The organism is Streptomyces sp. NPDC048650 (assembly GCF_043199095.1).
Classification (GTDB): domain Bacteria; phylum Actinomycetota; class Actinomycetes; order Streptomycetales; family Streptomycetaceae; genus Streptomyces.
In genome coordinates this window covers 1-21,332 of record NZ_JBICVM010000013.1, presented here as the reverse complement: position 1 = coordinate 21,332, position 21,332 = coordinate 1, and the positions used below count along the sequence as shown (strand labels likewise).

At 72.0% G+C, this 21,332-nt stretch carries 15 protein-coding genes and 1 pseudogene; 14 read left to right on the top strand and 2 right to left on the bottom strand.

The window, feature by feature from the left end:
* Nucleotides 1–264 precede the first annotated feature (264 nt).
* Together ACGFML_RS29565 and ACGFML_RS29560 are read left to right on the top strand one after the other, a co-directional pair.
* Nucleotides 265–624, top strand: a complete 360-nt coding sequence (locus ACGFML_RS29565) for a YciI family protein (RefSeq protein WP_393548671.1) — start codon at nucleotides 265–267, stop codon at nucleotides 622–624.
* Between the two features lie 8 nt (nucleotides 625–632).
* Nucleotides 633–1,871, top strand: a complete 1,239-nt coding sequence (locus ACGFML_RS29560; RefSeq protein WP_393548670.1) for an RNA polymerase sigma factor — start codon at nucleotides 633–635, stop codon at nucleotides 1,869–1,871.
* A gap of 403 nt (nucleotides 1,872–2,274) precedes the next feature.
* On the opposite strand, the gene ACGFML_RS29555 is transcribed toward ACGFML_RS29560, so the two are convergent.
* On the bottom strand, nucleotides 2,275–3,096 hold the full coding sequence (locus ACGFML_RS29555) for a DUF899 domain-containing protein (protein ID WP_393548669.1): 822 nt from the start codon (nucleotides 3,094–3,096) through the stop codon (nucleotides 2,275–2,277).
* Nucleotides 3,097–3,517: 421 nt separating this feature from the next.
* Between ACGFML_RS29555 and ACGFML_RS29550 the strand changes: the two genes are divergently transcribed.
* From ACGFML_RS29550 to ACGFML_RS29515, 8 genes are all read left to right on the top strand, one after another.
* The gene (locus ACGFML_RS29550) at nucleotides 3,518–4,828 is read left to right on the top strand and encodes an MFS transporter (RefSeq protein WP_393548668.1); all 1,311 of its coding nucleotides are present in this window, start codon (nucleotides 3,518–3,520) and stop codon (nucleotides 4,826–4,828) included.
* A gap of 86 nt (nucleotides 4,829–4,914) precedes the next feature.
* On the top strand, nucleotides 4,915–6,210 hold the full coding sequence (locus ACGFML_RS29545) for a non-ribosomal peptide synthetase (RefSeq protein WP_393548667.1): 1,296 nt from the start codon (nucleotides 4,915–4,917) through the stop codon (nucleotides 6,208–6,210).
* A gap of 144 nt (nucleotides 6,211–6,354) precedes the next feature.
* Nucleotides 6,355–9,537: an amino acid adenylation domain-containing protein gene (locus tag ACGFML_RS29540; RefSeq protein WP_393548666.1), complete on the top strand. Its 3,183-nt coding sequence runs from the start codon at nucleotides 6,355–6,357 to the stop codon at nucleotides 9,535–9,537.
* Nucleotides 9,534–11,465, top strand: a complete 1,932-nt coding sequence (locus ACGFML_RS29535) for a non-ribosomal peptide synthetase (protein ID WP_393548665.1) — start codon at nucleotides 9,534–9,536, stop codon at nucleotides 11,463–11,465. The genes ACGFML_RS29540 and ACGFML_RS29535 overlap by 4 nt, the downstream gene beginning before the upstream one ends.
* A gap of 58 nt (nucleotides 11,466–11,523) precedes the next feature.
* On the top strand, nucleotides 11,524–13,362 hold the full coding sequence (locus ACGFML_RS29530) for an amino acid adenylation domain-containing protein (RefSeq protein WP_393548664.1): 1,839 nt from the start codon (nucleotides 11,524–11,526) through the stop codon (nucleotides 13,360–13,362).
* Complete coding sequence (locus ACGFML_RS29525; RefSeq protein WP_393548663.1) at nucleotides 13,352–16,213, top strand: condensation domain-containing protein; 2,862 nt, start codon at nucleotides 13,352–13,354, stop codon at nucleotides 16,211–16,213. Before ACGFML_RS29530 ends, ACGFML_RS29525 begins: the two co-directional genes overlap by 11 nt.
* Before the next feature lie 176 nt (nucleotides 16,214–16,389).
* A complete protein-coding gene (locus ACGFML_RS29520) occupies nucleotides 16,390–16,632 on the top strand; it encodes a hypothetical protein (protein WP_393548662.1) in 243 nt (80 codons plus the stop codon).
* Between the two features lie 163 nt (nucleotides 16,633–16,795).
* A complete protein-coding gene (locus tag ACGFML_RS29515; protein ID WP_393548661.1) occupies nucleotides 16,796–17,425 on the top strand; it encodes a dihydrofolate reductase family protein in 630 nt (209 codons plus the stop codon).
* 99 nt (nucleotides 17,426–17,524) lie between these two features.
* Here the strand turns inward: ACGFML_RS29515 and ACGFML_RS29510 are convergent, their stop codons facing one another.
* Nucleotides 17,525–18,490 carry a helix-turn-helix transcriptional regulator gene (locus tag ACGFML_RS29510; RefSeq protein ID WP_393548660.1) on the bottom strand — a complete coding sequence of 322 codons (966 nt, stop codon included), beginning with the start codon at nucleotides 18,488–18,490 and terminating at the stop codon, nucleotides 17,525–17,527.
* Between the two features lie 95 nt (nucleotides 18,491–18,585).
* Here ACGFML_RS29510 and ACGFML_RS29505 point away from each other — a divergent pair, with 95 nt between their 5' ends.
* The 4 genes and pseudogenes from ACGFML_RS29505 to ACGFML_RS29490 form a co-directional block, all read left to right on the top strand.
* A complete protein-coding gene (locus ACGFML_RS29505; RefSeq protein ID WP_018091439.1) occupies nucleotides 18,586–18,951 on the top strand; it encodes a VOC family protein in 366 nt (121 codons plus the stop codon).
* Between the two features lie 87 nt (nucleotides 18,952–19,038).
* Nucleotides 19,039–20,024: pseudogene (locus ACGFML_RS29500) on the top strand (IS481 family transposase).
* Between the two features lie 9 nt (nucleotides 20,025–20,033).
* A complete protein-coding gene (locus ACGFML_RS29495; RefSeq protein ID WP_393548659.1) occupies nucleotides 20,034–20,468 on the top strand; it encodes an SMI1/KNR4 family protein in 435 nt (144 codons plus the stop codon).
* Nucleotides 20,469–20,787: 319 nt separating this feature from the next.
* Nucleotides 20,788–21,332: HAMP domain-containing protein (locus tag ACGFML_RS29490; RefSeq protein WP_393548658.1), on the top strand; the 545-nt coding region annotated here is incomplete at its 3' end.

Genomic DNA, 21,332 nt, shown 5'->3' with positions numbered 1-21,332 from the left:
TCCCACCCGTTCGGCCTGCTCGCGGCCGGGTGGCGCGAGGTGTGGGGACAGCCGCTCCGGTGCTCCGGCGGAGGGCTCAAGCCGGAGGGCTCAAGCCGGAGGGCTCAAGCTGGAGGGAGGGCGCCTTTGCCCGCTGCTGCGGGAGCGGGCGTCAAAAAATCTTCCGGCCGGTTGCTGCCCGGTGTCGATCCGGGACGAGGCCATTCGTACAGAGGGTGAGACGCCGGCAGGCGCCGGCGGAGCGATCGGCCAAGGAGGCACGTCATGACCCACTACCTGCTCAGCATCTACCAGCCCGACGGGGACGGAACCCCGCCGCCACCGGAGTTCCTGGAGCCGATCATGCGGGACGTCGAGGCCCTGAAGACCGAGCTCAGGGCGGCCGGCGCCTGGGTGTTCTCCGGGGGGCTGCACGCGCCGAGCACGGCCACCGTGGTGCGACTGAAGGACAACGAGATGCTGATGACCGACGGGCCGTACATCGAGGGCAAGGAGCACATCGGCGGTTTCACCGTCATTCAGGCTCCCGACCTCGACGCCGCGCTCGAATGGGGCCGCAAGCTCGCACGCGCCACCACCCTCCCCATCGAGGTCAGGCCGCTCCAGGACGGTTCCTGCGGGTGACCTCCGGCATGCCGAAGGCGACCGCAGCGGACATCTCGGGCGTGTTCCGCGAGGAGCACGGCCGCGCGGTCGCCGTCCTGGTCCGCGTCTTCGGCGACATCGACATCGCCGAGGAAGCGGTCCAGGACGCGTTCACCACGGCCGTCGAGCGGTGGCCGTCCACCGGGCTGCCCCCGAGCCCTGCGGGATGGATCATCACCACCGCCCGCAACAGGGCGATCGACCGCCTCCGCCGGGAGGCATCCCGCGAGGACCGGCAGGCCCAAGCCGCACTGCTGCACGCCGGGGACACACCGGCCGAGGAGGGACCCGTGCGCGACGACCGGCTACGCCTGATCTTCACCTGCTGCCACCCCGCCCTCGCCCCCGCGGCTCGGGTGGCCCTGACGCTCCGGCTCCTCGGCGGGCTCACCACCGCGGAGATCGCCCGCGCCTTCCTGGTCGCCGAGCCGACCATGGCCCAGCGGATCAGCCGGGCCAAGGGCAAGATCCGCGACGCGCAGATCCCGTATCGGATCCCGGTCGACGCCGACCTCCCTGACCGCCTCCGCGCCGTGCTGGCCGTCGTCTACCTCATCTTCAACGAGGGCTACACGGCCAGCTCGGGCGAGGCACTGGTCCGCGACGATCTCTGCAGGGATGCGATTCGCCTGGGGCGGCTCCTCGCCGAGCTGATGCCCGACGAGCCCGAGCCCATGGGGCTGCTGGCCCTCATGCTGCTGACCGCATCGCGCCGCGCCGCTCGCACGGGGCCGGACGGCAGCCTCGTACTGCTGGCGGACCAGGACCGGAGCCGCTGGGACCGCGGCCTCATCACCGAAGGCCACACCCTCGTCCGACGGTGCCTGCGACGCAATCGGCCGGGCCCGTACCAGATCCAGGCGGCGATCAATGCCGTCCACAGCGACGCACCGACCGCGGCGGCCACCGACTGGCGGCAGATCCTTGAGCTGTACGACCAGTTGCTCTCCCTCGACCCGAGCCCCGTGGTGGCCCTCCACCGCGCGGTTGCGGTGGCCGAGGTCGAGGGGCCGGAGCAGGCGCTCGACCTCGTCGACGGCCTCACGCTCGACCGCTACCACGTGTTCCACGCCATCCGCGCCGAGCTGCTCCGGCGCCTCGGCCGCAACGCCGAGGCGGCCCTGGCCTACGACAAGGCGCTCGCCCGCACCGAGAACGCGGCCGAGCGCCACTTCCTGCAGCGCAGTCGTCAAGCACTCGCCGGGGACGAACAAGGCCGGCGGTGAACGAAGCAGACCGACCGCACAGCAAGACCCGAGACACCCCCGGGTGCCCCAGGGGGTCGAATGCGCGCGCTTCAGCAGATGACGGACAGAGTCGGGAGCCCAGGGCATGTGATCGCATGTGATCGTCCCGGCGTTCGTACGTGTCCAGGACGGCGCCGCGCGGGCGGCCGAGGTCGGCCGGGGTCGGCCGGGGTGTTGCCGGACCGCTGCGTGTGGGCTTCTCGGCGGCGCTCCAGGGTGACTTGGTGCTCTCCGTCCAGGCCGCCTTGCGCGCCGGCAACCCCGAGGGCTTTGGGGCATGGGGCCTCCCGCCGTCGGGCAGATGCCGCGATCCGCACCGAGCCAGAAGGCCCTCATCCCATCTCGTTCATCCTGGTTCAACCTCGTTCAAGCACCGCGACACCTAGGGACCGTCGGCCCGGGCTGCCTCGTCGGTGTCGTATTCGTCGGGGAATCGCATGTTGGGGCCGCCGACGTGCAGGCCGAGCGGGACGGCGCGGCCCTTCGGTTCCTCCCACGCCTCCTGGCGGCCGAGCGCGGTGAGGTCGAGGTAGGGGTAGCCGTGGTGGAACTCTTCGATGCCGCGGCCGAACGTGGAGTAGGTGTGGAAGACCTCGTCGTCGACCCGGAGGAAGGCGCTGATGCCCGGCCAGTCGCCGCGCAGGCTCTCCGTGAACGGCATGCCGGCCCCGGCCGGCTCGGCCTCGGTGCGGTGAAAGATCTGCACCGGCGCGACTCGGTCGTCGACGGTCGCGTGGAAGTCGTAGTTGAAGTCGCTGCCGGCCGAGGAGTACCAGGGGAACGTCCAGCCCATCCGCTCGCGGAACGCGGCGAGCTTGTCGTACGGCGCCCTTGTCACCGCGACGAGCGTGGTGTTGCGGACGTGCAGCTGCCTCAGCCTGCCGATGCCGTCGGCGGCGGAGGAGCAGCTGGAGCAGCCTGTGTCGCGGGGGTGCTCGACACCCTCGGCGTCGATGTCGTAGGCCCACATGAAGTGATGCATCACCAGCTGCGGCCGTCCCTCGAACAGATCGAGCAGGCTCACCTGCCCGCTCGGCCCTTCGAACGTGTACGGCTTCTCGATCCGGACCATCGGTAGCCGCCGGCGGTCGGCGTTGACCCTGTCTCTGGCCCGGGTGAGCTCCTTCTCCTTGGCCAACAGCTCCTTGCGCGCGGCGAGCCACTCCTCGCGCGACGCCACGTGGGGCAGGTTCTCCCTCGACATGTGCACCTCCGGACGAATGCAACCATTTCGTTGAGGGGCCCCGGCGCAAGGACATGCGAACCGGGGAAACCGCTCGGGTGTGTGAGGGCCCCGTCGGCGAGCGGCCTGTGCGGCGTCCAGGGGGTGGCGTCGGAGCGGCGCCATAGCGGAGAAACTGACTGCTTCGGTCAATAAGCGGACATCAATGACTGTTTTCGGTCGGAGTCCGTCACGTGATGCTCTGTGCATGATCGTCCGTCTTGCCGCGCGGCCATCAGGGGAGTGCCCTTACGCCAGGCGGCGCGGCAGGAGGCAGCCATCCGGTTGTTACCGGAATCTGATGGAGATTTTCCTGTCTTGGTGTGCAAATGGTGAAGAAAAGCGGCTGAAAGTGCGCATCTGGTTTTGACCGTTGATCAGCGGTTCGGTCATGGTCCGTCGTATGCCCGCCACACCTCGACCCGCGGCCGGCGGTCCGCTGCGCATGCGCGACTTCCGCCTCCTCCTAGCCGGTGCCGCCGCCGGACAGCTCGGATCCCAGGTCACCCTCGTCGCCCTGCCGCTCGTCGCGGTGCTCGAACTCCATGCCCCCGCCTTCCAGGTGGGGTTGCTCACTGCCGCCGAAACGGCCGCGTTCCTGCTGGTGGGGCTGCCCGCCGGGGCCTGGGTCGACCGCATGCGCAAACTGCCGCTGATGATCCGGGCCGATGTGGTGCGCGCCGTCGCCATGGCGAGCGTTCCGTCCGCCGCCGTCGCCGGTGTGCTGACGATGGCGCAGCTGTACGTCGTCGCCCTGGTCACCGGCGTGGCGACGGTCTTCTTCGACGTGGCCCACCAGAGCTTCCTGCCGCGACTGTTGCCCACGGAGCATCTGGTCTCCGGCAACGGGGCACTGGAGACGATCCGCTCCTCGGCCCAGGTGGCGGGCCCCGGACTCGGCGGTGGCCTCGTCCAACTGCTCGGTGCCTCCCTGGCCGTCGTCGCCGACGCGGCCGGCTATGCCCTCTCCGCGTTGTTCCTGTGGGGCATCAAACAGCCCGAGAGCCTTCCACCAAGGGTCGCGGGCTCCTCGCTCCGCCAGGACATCGGCGAGGGCCTGCGGTTCGTGTGCGGGCACCGTCTGCTGCGCGTCATCGCGCTGACGACCGGTCTGGCGAACCTCTTCAGCGCGGTGCTGATGGCGACCCAGGCCGTCTTTCTGGTCCGGGTGCTCGGGCTGGCCCCGGGAGTGGTCGGCCTCGTCCTGGCCGCCTCCGCCGTGGGCGGGCTCGCCGGCGCACTGTGCGCGGGCCGGCTCGCCGCCCGCCTCGGCCAGGCCCGGGTCATCTGGCTGTCCGCGCTGACCACCGGCCCGTTCGCGCTGCTGTGGCCGCTGTCCGGGCGCGGCGCCGGCGCGGCACTGTTCGCCCTCGGCTCCGCCGTGGTCTTCTTCGGCGCCGTCGTCTACAACGTCGCACAGGTGAGCTTCCGCCAGGCCCTGTGCCCGCCCCGGCTGCTCGGCCGGATGAACGCCACGCTGCGGTTCCTGATGTGGGGCACCCTGCCGCTCGGCGCCCTGGCCGGCGGTGCGCTGGCCGACGCCTTCGGGGCCCGGGCCGCGCTCGTGTGGTGCGCGGCCGGCTTCCTCGTCGTGCCGCTGCCCCTGCTGCTCTCCCCGCTGCGCCGGATGCGGGAACTGCCCGCCACCGGACCCGACGAGGACACCGCCCCGCTCGGCGCCGCGACCCCGGACGCCCCCGCGCCCGTCGGCTGACAACCGCCGCGTCCCCGGCCCTCCCGCACGGCCTTCCCACCCACGCCACCTTCTGCGTGCGCGTCAGCCACGACAATGAGGATCACGTGCTCAGCATCACGAGCCAGTACTTGGCCCGCTACCGGCGACTCGACACCGGTGCCGGCGACCCGGTCCTGCTGCCCGTCACGGGCGCCCAGCGTCGCTTTGCGCTGGTCCGTGCCATGGACCCCGCGGGGCGGCCGGATCTCGTGCCGATGTTCTACGCCTTCCCGCGCGGCACGGTCGATCCCGTACGCCTCGCGGCGGCGGCGAACCGGATGGCCGCGCTGCACCCCGTGCTCCGGGCCCGCCCCACCGTGCTGCGCGGCACGCCCGCGCTGCGCCTGGAGCCGCCGCAGGTGCCCGTCACGCGGATGGACTGCGGGCCCGGCGAGGACGCGACCACCGTGCTGCGCCGCGCCCTGTCCCGCTGGGCACCACAGGGGCCGCCGCTGCGGCTGTTCCTGGTGCCGGACGGTCCGCAGGGCACGGAGGAGGTCCTCGCCGTCGTACTGGACCACACGGCATGCGACGGCCGGTCGCTGGCCCGGATCGTCGGGGAGCTCGGCTCCGGCTACGGCGACGGGCCCCGCGCCGACGGTCCCTCTCCCACCGACGTCGCGGCCGAGCTGGCCGCCTACCGCGACGCCGTTCTGCTCCAGCTCGCCGCCGAGGAACGCGCCGGCTCACCGGAGGCGACGGCCTACTGGGGCGAACGGCTGCGCGCGGTGCGCGAACAGGCCCCCGAGCCGCGGCCGGAGGCGCTCCGCGCCGGCCTGCCGCCGAGCGGCTCGGCCGTGCTGCGGATGCCCGCACCCCGCGACGGCGTGCCCTTCCCCGAACTGCTCAACGCCTGCCACGCGGCGGCAGCGGCGCTGTACGGAGCGGGCCCCGTCGTGCCGATCGGCTACCCGTGGGGCGGCCGGCCGCCCGGCGCCGCCCCGGTGCTCGGCTGCTTCCTCAACACCGTGGTGTTCCCGACCGCGACGGGCGACGAGCCCACCGCGTCCGCGACGGCCGGCGCCTGGTGGGACGACCTCGACCATGCCGCCACCCCCTTCGACACCGTGGTGCACGCCGCCCGGGCGGCCGGCTCCGGCTGGACCGGCCGGCTCGACGGCATGCTGACCGTCGACGACACCCGCCGGCACCCCCCGCTCCAGCTGGGCGGAGTGCCCGGCCGCGAGATCCACATCGACGGCCGGGCCGTGCGCGGCCCGTTCGCGGTCTCCGTCACCCAAGGACCCGAACTGCTGCTGCGCATGGTGTGGGACCGCGCGGTCCTCCCCGACCACACCGCCGAGAGGGCCTTCACGGCGCTCACCGACGCACTGCGGACCCCGGCGCCGACAGCCGGCTGACCGGCCCCCGCACCCCCCGCACCCCACGACCTCCACCGCCCAGACCCTGCCGCGCGATCCGCGGCCGGTCTGCGCACCCCACAGGCCGGGCCCGACCATGCCCCGGCCGGAGCACACCCACCCCGACGACCTCAGGGATCGCCCATGCTTCCGCTCTCCTCCTCGCAGGAGATCGTCTGGCTGCACGAACAGGTGCAACCGGGCAGCCGCGCCTACAACTTCACCGCCGCCCTCGACCTGTGGGGCACGCTCGACACCGACGCGCTGCGCCAGGGACTCGCCGCCGCGCTCACCCGGCATGCCGGTCTGCGGCTGGAACTCGTCGCCGTCGCCGGGGCGATGCCGGGGCAGCGGGTCGCCGACACCTGCACACCGCGCCTGCGCACCGTGGACCTCGGCGGGGCGACGGACCCGGAGGCCGCGTTCCAGGAGCTGCTGCGCACGGAGGCGGAGACGCCACTCGACACCTACGAGGCACCGCTGCTGCGATGGACGCTGGTCCGGCTGGCGGACGACCGGCACCGGCTCATCCACGTCGAGCACCATCTGATCCACGACGGCCACTCGTTCGCGATCCTGCTGCATGACGTGTTCACCGTCTACCGCGGCCACGTCCTGGGCGAGCCGGTGGAGCTGCCGGCCGCGCCCTCGTACGCCGATCACGTCCGCGCCCGGTCGCGGGACGAGGCGACGGGGGAGCGGCGGGACGGGCTGGAGTTCTGGGCCGGTGAACTGCGCGAGATGTCCTACGACCTGCCGCTGCCCGGTCTGACCCGGCCCGGCACCCGGCGCCGCCACCACGGTGGCCAGCTGCGCCAGTCCATCGGCGCGGATCTGGCCGAACGTCTCCGTGACCACGCCCGAACGCGTGGCCTCACCCCCTTCGCCACGCTCCTTGGCCTCTTCGCCGAACTGCTGCGCCGGCACAGCGGCCGCTCGCAGATGGTGATCGGCACCGCGGTCGGCAACCGCCCGCGCGGCTTCGAGGAGGCTGTGGGCATGTTCGTCAACACCATCCCGCTCCCGCTCCGCCTGGACCCGGCGGCCCCCGCCGAGGAGTCCATGGACGAGGTGACCGACACCCTCTTCCGTGCGCTGCCGCACCAAGAGGTGCCGATCCAGGAGCTGACCCGCGCGCTCGGCCTGCACACCTCGGGCGCGGACAATCCCCTCTTCAGCGTCATGTTCAGCGCCCATGACGCCGAACTGCCCGACATCGACGTCCCAGGCCTGGACATCACGCTCTTCGAGGGCTTCAACACCGGCACCACCCGCTTCGACCTGGACGTGGTGCTGCTGCCCGACGACCGGCGCGGCGTCGGCCCCCGGCACGGCGCGGCCGGCATGACGCTGGTCTGGGACTACGACGCCGACATGTTCGACGAGGACGTGGCCAAGCTGCTCGCCGGACGCTTCCTCGGCCTGCTGCGCGCCTACCTCGACACCCCCGCCGCCGCCCTCGCGGACCTCGCGCTCCCGCCGGCACCGCCCGCCGTCGCGCCCACCGCGCCCGCGGTGCCGGCCCACGATCCGCTCGACCCCGCCGCCGCCCACGACCCGGCGCTGCCCGCGCTGCTCGTCGGTGCCCGCCGGATCACCTACGGCGAGCTGGACGAGCGGGTCTCCTCGCTCGCGCGCCGGATGCGGGAGGCGGGCGTGATCGCCGGGCAGCCGGTGGCGGCCGTGCTGCCCCGCGGCGCCGACTCGGTGGTGACGCTGCTGGCCTGCCTGCGAACCGGCGCGGTGTACTGCCCGCTCTCGCCGTCCGACCCGACGGCCCGACTGGAGCTGCTGCTGGGGCGGCTGGCTCCGGCGTTGGTCCTCACCTCGCCGGACACCCCCGTCAGCGTTCCCGACGACCTCCCGACGGCGCCGGTCGACGCCCCGGTGCTGCCGCCGGCGCGCGCGGCCGCGGCCGTGCCCGATGCCGCGTACCTCATTCACACGTCCGGCTCGACGGGCATCCCGAAGCCCGTCGCCGTGGGCCGTGCGGCGCTGGAGAACCATCTCACCGGCGCAGCCACCCGGTTCGGTCTGGCACCGGGGGACCGGGTGCTGCTGTTCGCCCAGCCGTCGTTCGACGTGGCCCTCGAAGAGGTGCTGCCGTCGCTCGGTGCCGGAGCGTGCCTCGTCGCCCCCGAGCGCGAGGTACCGACCGGCACCGAGCTGGCCGAACTCCTGGCCGCCGCGCGGGTCACCGTCGCCAACCTGCCCACCAGTTACTTCCTCGCCACCCGTCAGGAGCTGCGCGCAGCGCTCCGAGACGGCCAGTGGGCGCCGCGACTGCTGGTCCTCGGCGGCGAGCGGCTCCCGGCGGACGTGGTGCGCGGCTTCCTCGCCGACACCGACAGCACCGTGCTCAACGTCTACGGCGTCACCGAAGCCGCCATCAGCTCCACCGTCCACGAGATCACCCGGGACGGGCTCGCCGACGCGGCGGAGATCCCGCTGGGCACCGAGCTGCCCGGCGAACGCGTCCACGTCCTGGATGCCCACCACCGGCCGCTCCCGGACGGCGCCGCAGGTGAACTGGCCATCTCCGGCGCCGGGCTGGCCGAGGGCTATGTCGGCAACCCCGAGGCCACCGCCGCCCGGTTCGTCCGCATCGAAGCCCTCGGCGGTGAGCGGGTCTACCTCACCGGTGACCGCGGCTACCGGGGCCGCGACGGGCTCCTGTACTTCCTGGGCCGTCTGGACCACCAGATCAAGCTGCGGGGCTACCGCATCGAACTGGAAGAGGTCGAGGCGGCCGCCTCGACCGCGCTCGGCGGACGGTCCTGCGCCGTCGTACTGGACCGGGAGGCCGCGGGCGGGCCCCGGCTGGTCGGCTTCCTGGAGAGCGCGGACGAGAGCGGGCCGTGGGACGAGCAGGCGCTGCACGCGGAACTGAGCCGGCGGCTGCCGAGCGCCCTCGTGCCCGGTCGCTGGGCCCGGCTCGACGCCATGCCGCGGCTGGCCGGCGGCAAGCCCGACCGCACCGCGCTCACCCGCAGCGCCGCCGCACTGGAGCCGGCCGCCGCCGGGAGGCCCGCCGACGAAGCGCCGCCGGAGCCCGCCGACCCGCTGACGGCGATGCTCGCCGACGGGTGGCGAGAAGTCCTGGGCCACAGCCGCTTCGACACGTCCTCCGACTTCTTCCGGGCCGGCGGCCATTCGCTGCTCGCCGCGCAGTTGGCCGCCTGGCTGGAGCCGAGGCTGGGGAAGCGTCCGCCGCTGCGGCTGCTCTTCCAGAACCCGGTGCTGGCCGACCAGGCCGTCGCCCTCGCGTCCGTCGGCACCCCCGCCCCCGCTCCCACCGCTTCGACCACCGAGATGGAGTCCCGATGAACGAGCCGACGACCGCACGGACGGCACCCGGGACCACCGCCGACGGCGCCGGACGACGCACCCCCGACCCCGGCGCGCCGAGCGTCGCCCACGGCGCCGCCCCGGCGGCCGGCAGCGAGTCCGGAGTGCTGGCCCGCTTCGAGGACTGGGCCCGGCGATGTCCGCAGGCCCCCGCGGTGGTCGACGGGGCCCACACCTGGACCTACCGGCAGATCGACACCGCCGCGGACGAGGCCGCCCGCGCCCTGCGCGACCGGGTGCGGCCCGGGGACCTCGTCGGCGTCTGCCTCGACCGGTCCGCCGCGCTCGTGGTGACCGCCGTCGCACTCGCCCGGCTCGGCGCCGTCTACCTTCCGCTGGGCCCCCGCCCCGGTGAGCGCCGCACCGACGCCGTCACCGAGGACCTGAACGTCGTCTGCCTGATCGGCGACCCCGCCGTCCTGCCGCCCCGGTACCGGACCGCCGACCGGAACGACCTGGCGCTGCCCACCGAGGGAGCCAACGCCGGCGCCACCGTCGTGGCGGCGTTCGCCGCGCCCGGCGACGGCGCACGCCCCGCACCCGACGGGGCGTTCTACGCCGTGCTGACATCGGGCTCCACCGGCCGCCCCAAAGCGGTGGCCGTCGACGAGGCCGCGCTCGGCGGACTCCTGGACTGGTACCGCACCACGACCGGTCTCGCTCCCGGAGACCGGCAGTCCCTGCTGATCGGCGTCGCGTTCGACCCGCATCTGCTGGAGTTGTGGGCGGGCCTGACGTCCGGGGCGACGCTCGCGGTCGCCCCCGACGAACTCCGCTGGGACCCCGTGCTCCTCGCCGACTGGTGGCGCGAGGCCGCGGTGTCGGTGTCCGTCGCGGCCACCCCGATGGCCGAGCCGCTGCTGGACCGCCCCTGGCCCCAGGACCTCAAGCTGCGCCATCTGATCGTCGGCGGCGACCGGATGCGGCGCCGTCCCGGTCCGGACGTGACCGCCACCGTGCACAACGCCTACGGACCGGCCGAGGCGACCGTGGTCACCACCGCCTTCACCATGCGCGCCACGGACAGCGAGGCGGGCACCGATGCCGCGCCTCCGATCGGCCACCCCGTACCGGGAGTGACCGTCGTCGTCGCCGACGAGGCCGGCCGGCCCGTCGAGCGCGGCACGGACGGCGAACTCCTCATCGGCGGGAGCGGCCTGGCACTCGGCTACCTGGACCCCGAGCTGACCGCGCGCCGCTTCGCCGCCGTGCCCGAGGACCTCGGGCTGCCCGGCGTGGCACGCCTGTACCGCACCGGCGACCGGGTGCGGATGCCCGCCGACGGCCCGCTGGAATTCCTCGGCCGCCTCGACGACCAGGTCAAGATCAGCGGCGTACGGATCGAACCGGCCGAGGTGGAAGCCGCGTTCGAGAAGAGCCCGGCGGTCCGCAGCGCCGTCGTCGTCGCACCCCGGTCCGCCGACGGAGGCGCCCGCCTGGTGGCGTACGTACGGGTGGTCGACGACGCCGGAATCACGGCGGACGCGCTGCTGGGAGAGGTACGCGCCTGGCTGCCCGAGCAGGCCGTGCCCTCCGACGTCCGGATCGTGGGCTCCTTCCCCCTGGACGCCAACGGCAAGGTGGACCGCCCCGAGCTGACCCGGCGCGCGGCCGAACCCGTCGCCGCCACCGCCCCGGCCGCCGCCCGGCCCGCCGGCGCCACCCCTGCCGAACAGCTGGTCCTGACTTCCGTCCGCGACCTGCTGGATCGCCCCGGCACCCTCCTGACCGAGAACTTCCTCGAGGTCGGCGGCACTTCGCTCCTCGCCGCCCAACTGCTGACCGCCATCGAGCGGGAGAGCGGGATACGGCTGCGTGCCACCGCCCTGCTCCGCCAGGAGGACCTGCACGCCGTGGCCCGGCTCATCGACCAGGGCCACCCCGCCCGGCAACCGGCAGGGGCGTGAGATGCCCCGCCGCGCCCTTGCCGCCCCGCACTCTCCCGACGTCCGGAAGGAACACCCCGTGCCCACCGACGGCACCCCGTCGCCCCTGCACAACCCGCCCGGCGGCCCCGCAACGGGCGGGCTGCCGGCCCTCGTGGCAGCGCACGCCGCGCGGACCCCGCACGCCCTGGCCGTCGCGGACGCCGACACCACGCTCACCTACGCACAGCTCGTCTCCTCGGCCCGCGCGCTCGCCGGCCATCTGCGCGGACACGGGGTCCGCCAAGGCGACTCCGTCGCACTGCTGATGCCCCGCTGCGCCCGCACCGTCGTCGCCCAACTCGCGCTGTGGTGGGCGGGCGCCGTGTGCGTACCGCTCGATCCGGCGCATCCGCGCTCCCGTTCCGAGGCCCTGACCGCCGACGCGGGCGCGACGTTGACCGTCGGCGACGGCAAACTCCTCGAATCCGCCGCGCTCCCCGGCACCACCCTGGCCCTGCCCGACGACGCCATGGTGGAAAACGGCGACGGTTGTCCCACGGCCGAACCGGCCCCGGACGCCGCTGCGTTCATCATGTTCACCTCGGGGTCCACCGGCCGCCCCAAGGGCGTTGCCGTGCCGCACCACGCGATCGCCGAACTGGTCACCGACCCGGCGTACCTCACCATCGGCCCCCGCGACCGGCTGCTGTTCCACTCGCCCATGACGTTCGACGCCTCGACCTTCGAGATATGGGCCGCTCTGGCCAACGGCGCCGCGGTGGTGGTGTGCACCACCGAACGGCCGTCCCTCGAGGACCTGGCCCGCGACGTCGAACACCACGGCGTCACCGTCGCGTTCTTCACCACCGCGCTCTTCCACCAGCTGGCCGCCCGCCGTTCCCGGATCTTCTCGGTGCTGCGCACCGTGGTCGTGGGCGGCGAGGCACTGTCCGCCCAGCACGCCCGCGAGGTACTGCGGGCCTTCCCCTGGCTGGAGCTCGTCAACGGCTACGGGCCGACGGAGGCGACGACCTTCACCACCGCCCACCGTGTCACCGACACCGACTGCGAAGGTCAGGTGCCCATCGGCCGGCCGGTCGCCGGCGCGACGGTCCATCTCCTGGACGACGCCGGCCGACCCGTCCCCGACGGCGAGCGCGGCGAACTGTGGATCGGCGGCTGCCGGCTGGCACACGGCTACACCGGCCGGTCCCGGCCGACCGGCGAAGCATTCGTCCACCACCCCGAGCTCGGGCGCCTCTACCGCACCGGCGACCTCGTCTCGCTGCGCCCGGACGGAAGCCTCGACTTCCACGGGCGGACGGACGACCAGTTCAAGATCCGCGGCTTCCGGATCGAACCGGCGGAGATCGAACACGCCCTGCGCGAGCAGCCCGAAGTGGCGGACGCCGCCGTGACCGTGCACCGCCGCACACACGACGACGCCCGGCTCACCGCCTTCGTCGTGGCCGCCCCCGGGCCCGTGCCCCGTCCCGCCACCCTGCGCGAACGGCTCGCCGCCGTGCTGCCGGCCGCTCTGCTGCCCGACCACGTGCAGATCGTCGACGCACTGCCGCTCACCCCCTCCGGGAAGGTCGACCGCCGCGCGCTGACGGACCTCGTCACGGAGGACGGGCCCGGCACCCCGGCCGAGCCGCTCGGCCCCCTGCAGCAGGCCGTGGCCGAGATCTGGAGCCGGTCGCTCGGCTGTGAAGTGGCCCGCCCGGAAGACGACTTCATCGCCCTGGGCGGACACTCCCTGCTCGCGCTCGCCGTCGCCGACGACCTTCGCGAGGACCTCGGCGTCGAGTTGACGCTCGCCGACTTCTTCGCCCTCCCCACCGTGGCGGGACACGCCGCACTGGTCGAGCGCGCACTGCTCGCCGCCCACAGCGACCTGCGCCCCGGCGCCCCGGAGGACACCGATGTCCACTGACACCCCCACCGCGGCCGCCCTTCAGGAGGAACTGCTGCGCCGGGCACGCTCCCGCGCCGCCCGCCCCGGCCCCGCGACCGCCTCCGCAACCGTCCACCACGGGCCCGCACCGCTCACCCACGCCCAGCGCCGCATGTGGCTGATGGACCGGCTCGGCCAGGACGGTGCCTCCTACAGCATCCCCTTCGCCACCCGCCTGCGTGGCCCGCTCGACCTGCACGCCCTGGGCGCCGCGCTGACATCCCTGGTCCACCGCCACCAGATCCTGCGCACCCGCTACGGCCAACAGGACGCCGAGCCGTACCAGGAAGTGCTTCCGGCACCGCAGGAGATCGCGATCCGCGTCGTGGACACGGACGCGGCCGGCTCCCACGCGCTGCTGGCCGCCGAGGCCCGCCGCCCGTTCGACCTCGCCGCGGGCACCGTGCCGCGCGCCCTCGTCCTGCGGCACGGGCCGGACGACCACACCATTCAACTGACGTTCCATCACATCTCGTTGGACGGCGCGTCACTGGAGACCGTCGCCGAGGAGTTGGGCGAGCTCTACACGGCCGCCGCCCAGGGCACCCCGGCCGAGCGGCCGGCACCTCCGCAGTACGCGGACTTCGCCCGGCGCGAGCGGGCGGGCGCCGACCGCCACGACGAGGGCCTGAGCCACTGGGCGGAGCGCCTCGAAGGTGTCGCCCCGCTGCGCCTGCCCCGCCCCGCGAACCCGCCCGCCGACACCACCACCCGGCCGGCCACCACCACGCACACCGTGCCGCTCGACTCCCGGATTCCGGCGGCGCTGCGCGACCTGGGCCGAGAGCACCGGGCCACGCTGTTCACCGTGGCACTCGCCGCGGCCTTCGCCGCACTGCACCGCTTCACCGGCCAGGACGACCTGGTGATCGGGGTCGCGGGCACACACCGGCAGGGCACGGAAATGCGCGGCCTGGTAGGGCTGTGCGTGAACACCCTCCCGGTCCGCGTGGACACCGCCGGAGACCCCGCCTTCACCACGCTCGTGGAACGCGTCCGCGAGGCACTGCTCGACGCCCAGCAGCACCGCGACGTGCCCTTCGACCTCATCCTGGAGCGGCTCGGCGCCGCCGCCCGCAACACCGACGGCACCGCGCTGATCCGGGTGACCGCGGACGTCCTGGGCCACCCCACGACCTTGCAACTGCCCGGCACGGAGGGCCGGTACGTCGAAGTCCCTTCCGGCGAGGCCAAGTTCGACCTGTCCTTCGGGCTCGTGCACACCGACGCTCCCGCCGCCCTCGTCCAGTACGGCCGGACCGCACTGGACGAGAAGGAGGCGGCCGCCCTCGGGGCGCACTGGGCCGCCCTGCTCACCGCGGTGGCGGACGAGCCGGGCCGCCGGCTCTCCCGGCTGCCCGGCGCGGCGCCGGCGCCCCCGGGCGGGCCCGCCGGGCACCCGGCCGAGGCGCTGCTGCGGTCACACCCCGCGGTGGCCGACGCCGCGGTGGTCGAACCGGCCGGCGGCCCGCTGCTGGCGTACGCCGTCCTGCGGGAGATCGGCGGCCCCTCGCCCGCCGAACTCCGTGCCCGTCTTCGCACCGCGCTCGCCCCGGAACGCGTGCCCGCCGCGGTGACCCTGCTGGACACCCTGCCGCGTACGGCAGACGGCGCGCCCGACCTCGCCCGGCTCCCCGGGCTGCCGTCCGCACCCGCACCGCACGGTCCGCGCGCCGATGCCGTGACCGAAGCCTTCACCGACCTGCTGGGCCACACACCCCGGCCGGACGACGACTTCTTCCTCCTCGGCGGCCACTCGCTGATCGCCGTCCAGCTCGCCGAACGGCTGCGCCGGGCACTGAATCTGCCGCTGACCGGCCTGGACATCATGCAGGCCCGCAGCCCGCGCGCCGTCACCGCCCTGCTGGACACGCGCGAGGCGGAACGCGCCGCCGCCCCCGCGACCACCCCCTCCCGCCCACGGCGCACCCGCGAGGGGACCGTCCTGGTCACCGGCGGCACCGGCGGCGTCGGCGCGTCCGTGCTGCGCGAACTGGCCGCCCAGGGACGCCCGGTACTGGCCCTGGCCCGCCCCGAATCCGCGCACCTGGTCGCCGCGACCGGCGTGGACGTCGTCGAGGGCGACCTCACCGACCTCGACGGCCTGCGCACGGCCGTCGGCAGCGCGGATGCCGTCATCCACGCGGCCTGCACCTTCACCCGTCCCGAGGTCGACGTGGCGGCGATGGCGGCCATGGTCGGCGCCTGGTCGCGCGGCCCGTTCGTCTTCGTCAGCAGCGTGGACGCCTACGGACGTCCGGCCGGCACATCGGTGGCGGAGGAGTCCGCCGCACGGCAGCCGTTGAGCGCGTACGGACAGGCCAAGCTCGACTGCGAAGGAATGCTGCTGCGGGCGGCCGGAACCCAGGGACGTGGCGGCGCCAGCGCCGTTCGGTCCCCCCTGGTCTGGGGACCCCACCAGCGGCTGCGCGATCAGCTGCGCTGGGGTGCGACCGGAATGCTCTACCAGGCGGCACGCGCGGGACATCCGATGGACCTTCCCCGGCCGGGTACCGACGGGTGCGACTGGTTCGGGGCGGCCTGGGTGCACGCCGCGGCCCTGGCACGCGCCGTGGTCTCCTGCCTGAACGCACCCGTACACGGCGTGGCCAACGCCCTCAGCGGCCACGTCGCGTGGCGGGACCTGGCGGGCGAGCTGATCACGCTGCTCGGGAGCGACAGCGAGATCCGCGAAACGGACGAGGTCCACCCGGACCTCGACCACCGCTGGCACTACCACGCCGACCGCCTGGCCCCGTCCCTTCGCGCCCGGCCCGGCGAGGACCGGCGCGCCGTACTGGCCGCCATGGTCGATCCGTCCGACACGTGAGCCGCCCTGCCCGACGCCGGTCACGGCGGCCGGGGCATCGACACCTCGGCCGCTGCGCCCCGAAGCGGCCCCACGGGCACGGTCGGCCGAGCCGACTGCCGGCATTCGCTCCACCCGTCACCCGCTTGGCGTGTAACCAGCAGGTGGCCAACCCGGTTGTTGGAGAGACATCCACCGTGGATGTCAGCCTGCCTTCCGTTGGAGTGATGATGCGCATTCGTCGTGCCGGGGTAATGGTTGCCAGCTCGATCGCCGTAGTGGCACTGGGGGCGTCAGCCGCGCAGGCATGTCCGGCTCATGAGGGTTCCAAGTCCAAGCCCGGCAAGCACCAGGAGGCCCTGCAGCCGCCCAACGCCTTCGCTCAGGCTCAGGCCGCGTTGCAGGACGTGGCGACCGAGGTGCTCGGGGACCGGAAGTAGCAGTCGGTGCGGCTCCTCGGCGCCCTTGTCGGCGCCGGGCGAGCCGCACACTGGTTCAACCCCCACCACGATGATGTCGACGCACGCCGACAGGGCGATGAGTTCTCGTCGGCCCGGGAGTCACAACGGGTGCAGGCAGATTCCGCACCCGAAAGGCAGTACCATGAGCACACTGATCGTCACCGCATTCGTCACCCTGGACGGCGTCATGCAGGCCCCCGGCGGCCCGGGCGAGGACGTCGACGAAGGCTTCGAGCACGGCGGCTGGCAGGTCCCGTACGTCGACGACGACTTCATGGACCTCATGACGAGGATCTTCGAGCAGACCGCCGACCATCTCCTGCTCGGCCGGAAGACGTACGACATCTTCGCCGCCCACTGGCCCCGCGTCACCGACGAGAACGACCCCATCGCCGTGAAGCTCAACGCCATGCCCAAATACGTCACCTCGCGCACCCGGAGCAGCCTGGAGTGGCACAACTCCCATCTGCTGAAGGGCGACGCCGCAGAGTCCGTCGCACAGCTCAAGGAGCAGCTCGACGGCGTGATCATGACGCAGGGCAGCAGCGACCTCATCCGCACCCTGCAGCAGCACGACCTCGTCGACGAGTACCGGCTGCTCGTCAACCCCGTGATCATCGGCACCGGCAAGCGGCTCTTCGCCGAGGGCGCCGCCCCTTCGGCCTGGACGCTCACGGAATCCCGCGCCTCCGGTGCGGGCGTGCAGTACTGCGCCTACGAACGGGCGGGGAAGCCCGAGTACGGATCCTTCATGCTGGACGAGCAGGAGTAGGGCCGCTCGGCTCCGGGATGCCCGAGTGGGGAGTCGGCGGGGCTGTCTAGGTGTATCGACCGGGGACATTGATCGAGAGCAGGGCGTGCCGCTTAGCAGTCACGAGGCTGGGGCCGAGTGTCTTTCAGCCAGGTCCTTGGCAAGCTGGCTCATGCGTTTGCGGGCTGTCTCTGGGGTGAGTATCTCGATGTGGTCGCCGAACTGGAGGAGCTGACGCACTGACTCGATGTCGGGGTAGCGGACGACGACGGTGCACCAGCCGTTTTCCGTGTCGGAGACATCGTGGATGCGGGTGCCGAGGATGCGCCGTGCCAGGTCGAGGCCATTTTCTCGCAGACGGACGGTCACGCTCACGCGACCTGGCCTCTCGGTGCGTTCCTTCAACGCAGCCCACCTGGTGCGGAGGGTCTCATCTGGTCGGAGAACAGCTGGCGCGTCGAGTTGTTCGTAGGCCGAGAGTCGTTCCAGAGCGAACAGCCGACCGGTCCCCTGGTCGTCGGCGATGAGATACCAGCGGCCTGATTTCGCCACGATCCCGTACGGGTCGACCACCCGCGCCGAGGCCTGTTTCTCGGCACTGCGCCGGTACTGGATTCGCAGCCGGCGTCGGTGTCGCAGGGCCGAGGCTAGATCCGATACGTCCACCGCTGCCTTTGAGTCAGCAAGCCACGCGTTGCTGTCCACGAGTACCAGGTTCGCCAGTCGCAGCAGGCTCGGCGACTCAGGTGCTGCGGCCTGGCGGGCGGCGATCTTGCGCGCGGCCGACTCACGCACCGCAGACAGTCCCAAGCGCTCAAGTTGCGCGCTGTCCAAACCAGCCACGGAGAGGACCTCCAGCTCTGGTGGTTCCAGATGGGATGCGTTGAGCCGTGCACCGGGGAGCAGAACGATCCCACCGTTCCGCCCGCGTTCGGCATAAACAGGCACACCTGCTGTAGAGAGCGCCTCGACATCCCGCAGCACAGTCCGCCGCGAAACCTCCAGACGCTCGGCGAGCTCGGTGGTGGTGATGCGCTGACGTGTCTGCAGGAGCAGCAAGAGGTGAAACAGCCTCGAAGCCTTCATGCTGACCAATGTTCGCAGAAAAGATGACAGGTTCTGTCGCGATTAGGCGATCAACTGGAGCGGTGCCGAGAATTCAACGATCTGAGGAGCGCTCTATGCCCGCCCCCAACCTGTTCCTGATCTACGTCCGCAACGCCGAGGCCGCTACGGCCTTCTACAGCGACCTGTTCGAGATCGAACCGACCTTCACCAGTCCCCACTACGTTGCTTTCGAGGTAGCCCCCGGCGTCCTGTTCGCGTTGTGGACGGGGGGCAGCGAACACGCGGTCCCGACCACCCCTCGCACGAGCGAAGTCGGGCTGATGGTGCCAGGAGCAGCGTCCGCAGTTGACGAGATCTTCACGAGTTGGGTCTCGAAGGGAGTCCATGTCGTGGAGGAGCCGTACGACGCTGTCTTCGGCCGCACGTTCGTGATCACGGACCCCGACGGCAACCTCATCCGGGTCTCCCCGGTGGACTGAGCTGCACGACCCCTACCCACTATGTTCGTTCTCGAAGGGCCGGCCACACACGATGGCCGGCCCTTCAGCTCGTCCAGGAGCTCAGACATGTCACATCCGAACGCTGCCCTCACCCCGCGCCACCGTCTGAAAGTCGCACGACTCGTCGTTGACGACGGCTGGCCAATCAGCGAAGTTGCGGCCCGTTTCCAGGTCTCCTGGCCCACCGTGAAGCGCTGGGTCGACCGCCACCTTGCTGGCGAGTCAATGCAAGACCGCTCGTCCCGACCGAAGACCTCGCCGAAGAAGACGCCCAAGGCAGTATCGATGCGATCCGTCAGCTTGCGGAGGCGATTGAGGGAGGGCCCAGTTCAACTCGCGACACGACTCGGCATCGCCGCGTCGACGGTCCACCGTATCCTCACCGCGACGCGGGTGAACAGGCTGTCCCATCTCGACCGTGCCACTGGAGAACCATCCGCGCTTACGAGCACCCGTACCCCGGCTCGCTGGTGCACGTGGGCGTTAAGAAATTCGGGAACATCCCTGACGGCGGTGGATGGCGCTACGTCGGGCGACGGCAAGGCGAGAAGAACCGCTCGGCCACTCCCGACAAGCTGAAGAGCAAGTGGGGCAACCCGAAACTCGGCTACGCCTTCATGCACACGATCATCGACGACCACTCACGCGTCGCATACACCGAGGTACACGACGACGAGACCGCCATCACCGCCGTCGGGGTGCTGCATCGAGCGGTGGCGTGGTTCGCCGGACGCGGCGTTACCATCGAGCGAATTCTGTCGGACAACGGAGGCGCGTACCGGTCCTTCCTCTGGCGCGACACCTGCGAGGCCCTGGCCATCACGCCGAAGCACACACGCCCTTACCGACCGCAGACGAATGGCAAGGTGGAGCGCTTCCATCGAACAATGGCCGACGGCTGGGCTCACGCCCGTTGCTACCAGTCAGAACAAGAGCGACGGGACGCACTCAAGACGTGGCTACACCACTACAACCAGCACCGGCCCCACACGGCCTGCGGCAGCCAGCCGCCCTTCTCACGATTGACTAACGTCTCCGATCAGTACATCTAGGCTGCCCGCATGTGGAGAGAAGTTGCAGGCCGGGCGTTCCCCGAGGCCGAGTTCCGGGTGCCGGTCGACGCGGTCGGCCTGGCCGCTGCGAGGCAACGGCTGGGGTGTTCTCTGCCGTCCGGGCTGGTGAGTCTGTTGCAGGAGACCGACGGCATCGTGGGGCGCTACGGGGTGGAGACGGTCTGGCCCCTGGAGCGAATCATCAAGGAGAATCTTCGCTTCTGGTCGGACGATTCCTTTGCCGACCTGTACATGCCGCTCGAAGCGCTGCTCTTCTTCGGCGACAACGGAGGCGGCGATCAGTTCGCCTTCGTCCGGAAACCCCCGCGAGCCGACATCTTCGTATGGGAACCCGAGGACGACAGCCGCCGCTGGGTCGCCCGGGACCTGCAGGACTACCTCGGCCGGTCCCTCGCAGACGACGGAGACGACTGGTACCAGTAGCGATCGCCTCCGGTGGGGTTCAGGTTCGCCCGCCTGTTGGTGATCTGTCGGCAACTCTGCGTCGAGGGGGGCGTCGACCTCCCCTTCGGCCGAGTGCCGGCCGGCGCTATCGGGGCACCGTGACCAGCAGGTGCGGAGTTGTGGGACGGCCCTTTGCCGGCGGCACTTCTTACCGTCGGTTTATGGCCTATCTGAGCAGGATGAGGGGCAAACAACTCCATTCGGCTGCAATGCGCATGAGAAAGGATCAGTAGTGCGTTCACCCCTCATCCCGGTTTTATCCATTGTGCCCGTTTCGGGTTGCAGAGGCTGACCGGCGATGGCCGCATCCTCCGAATCTCTCGTGCCGCCGACCACGCAGGCGAAACCGACGTGGGGCCCTCAACCCTCAGGGCAGCCGACTTTCTGGTTGCGCCCCACCCTCCGCATTCGCCTCACACTGCTCTACGGCGGCATGTTCCTGACGGCCGGCATCGTGCTGCTCGCGATCATCTACACGCTGGCCGCGAACGCCCTCGATGACGGCGTTCCGTCGTTCGGAGTCTCCGGCAGCGACATCAAGGTCATCAGTGACCGGTGCCCCCCTCTGTCGTCGGCCGTTTCACTCCACGAGACCAACGCCGCCCTGAACGGCTGTTTCGAGCAACAACGGGCGGCGGCTCTGAACACCCTCCTGAACCGTTCCGTGCTGGCACTCCTCGGGCTGACGGTGGTCGCTTTCGCCTTCGGTTATGCCATGGCCGGGCGGGTGCTGTCGCCGCTGGGCCGTATCACGCGTACCGCCCAGCGGGTGGCCGGCTCGGACCTGCACCGGCGGATCGAGCTGGGGGGCCCGGACGACGAGCTCAAGGAGCTCGCCGACAC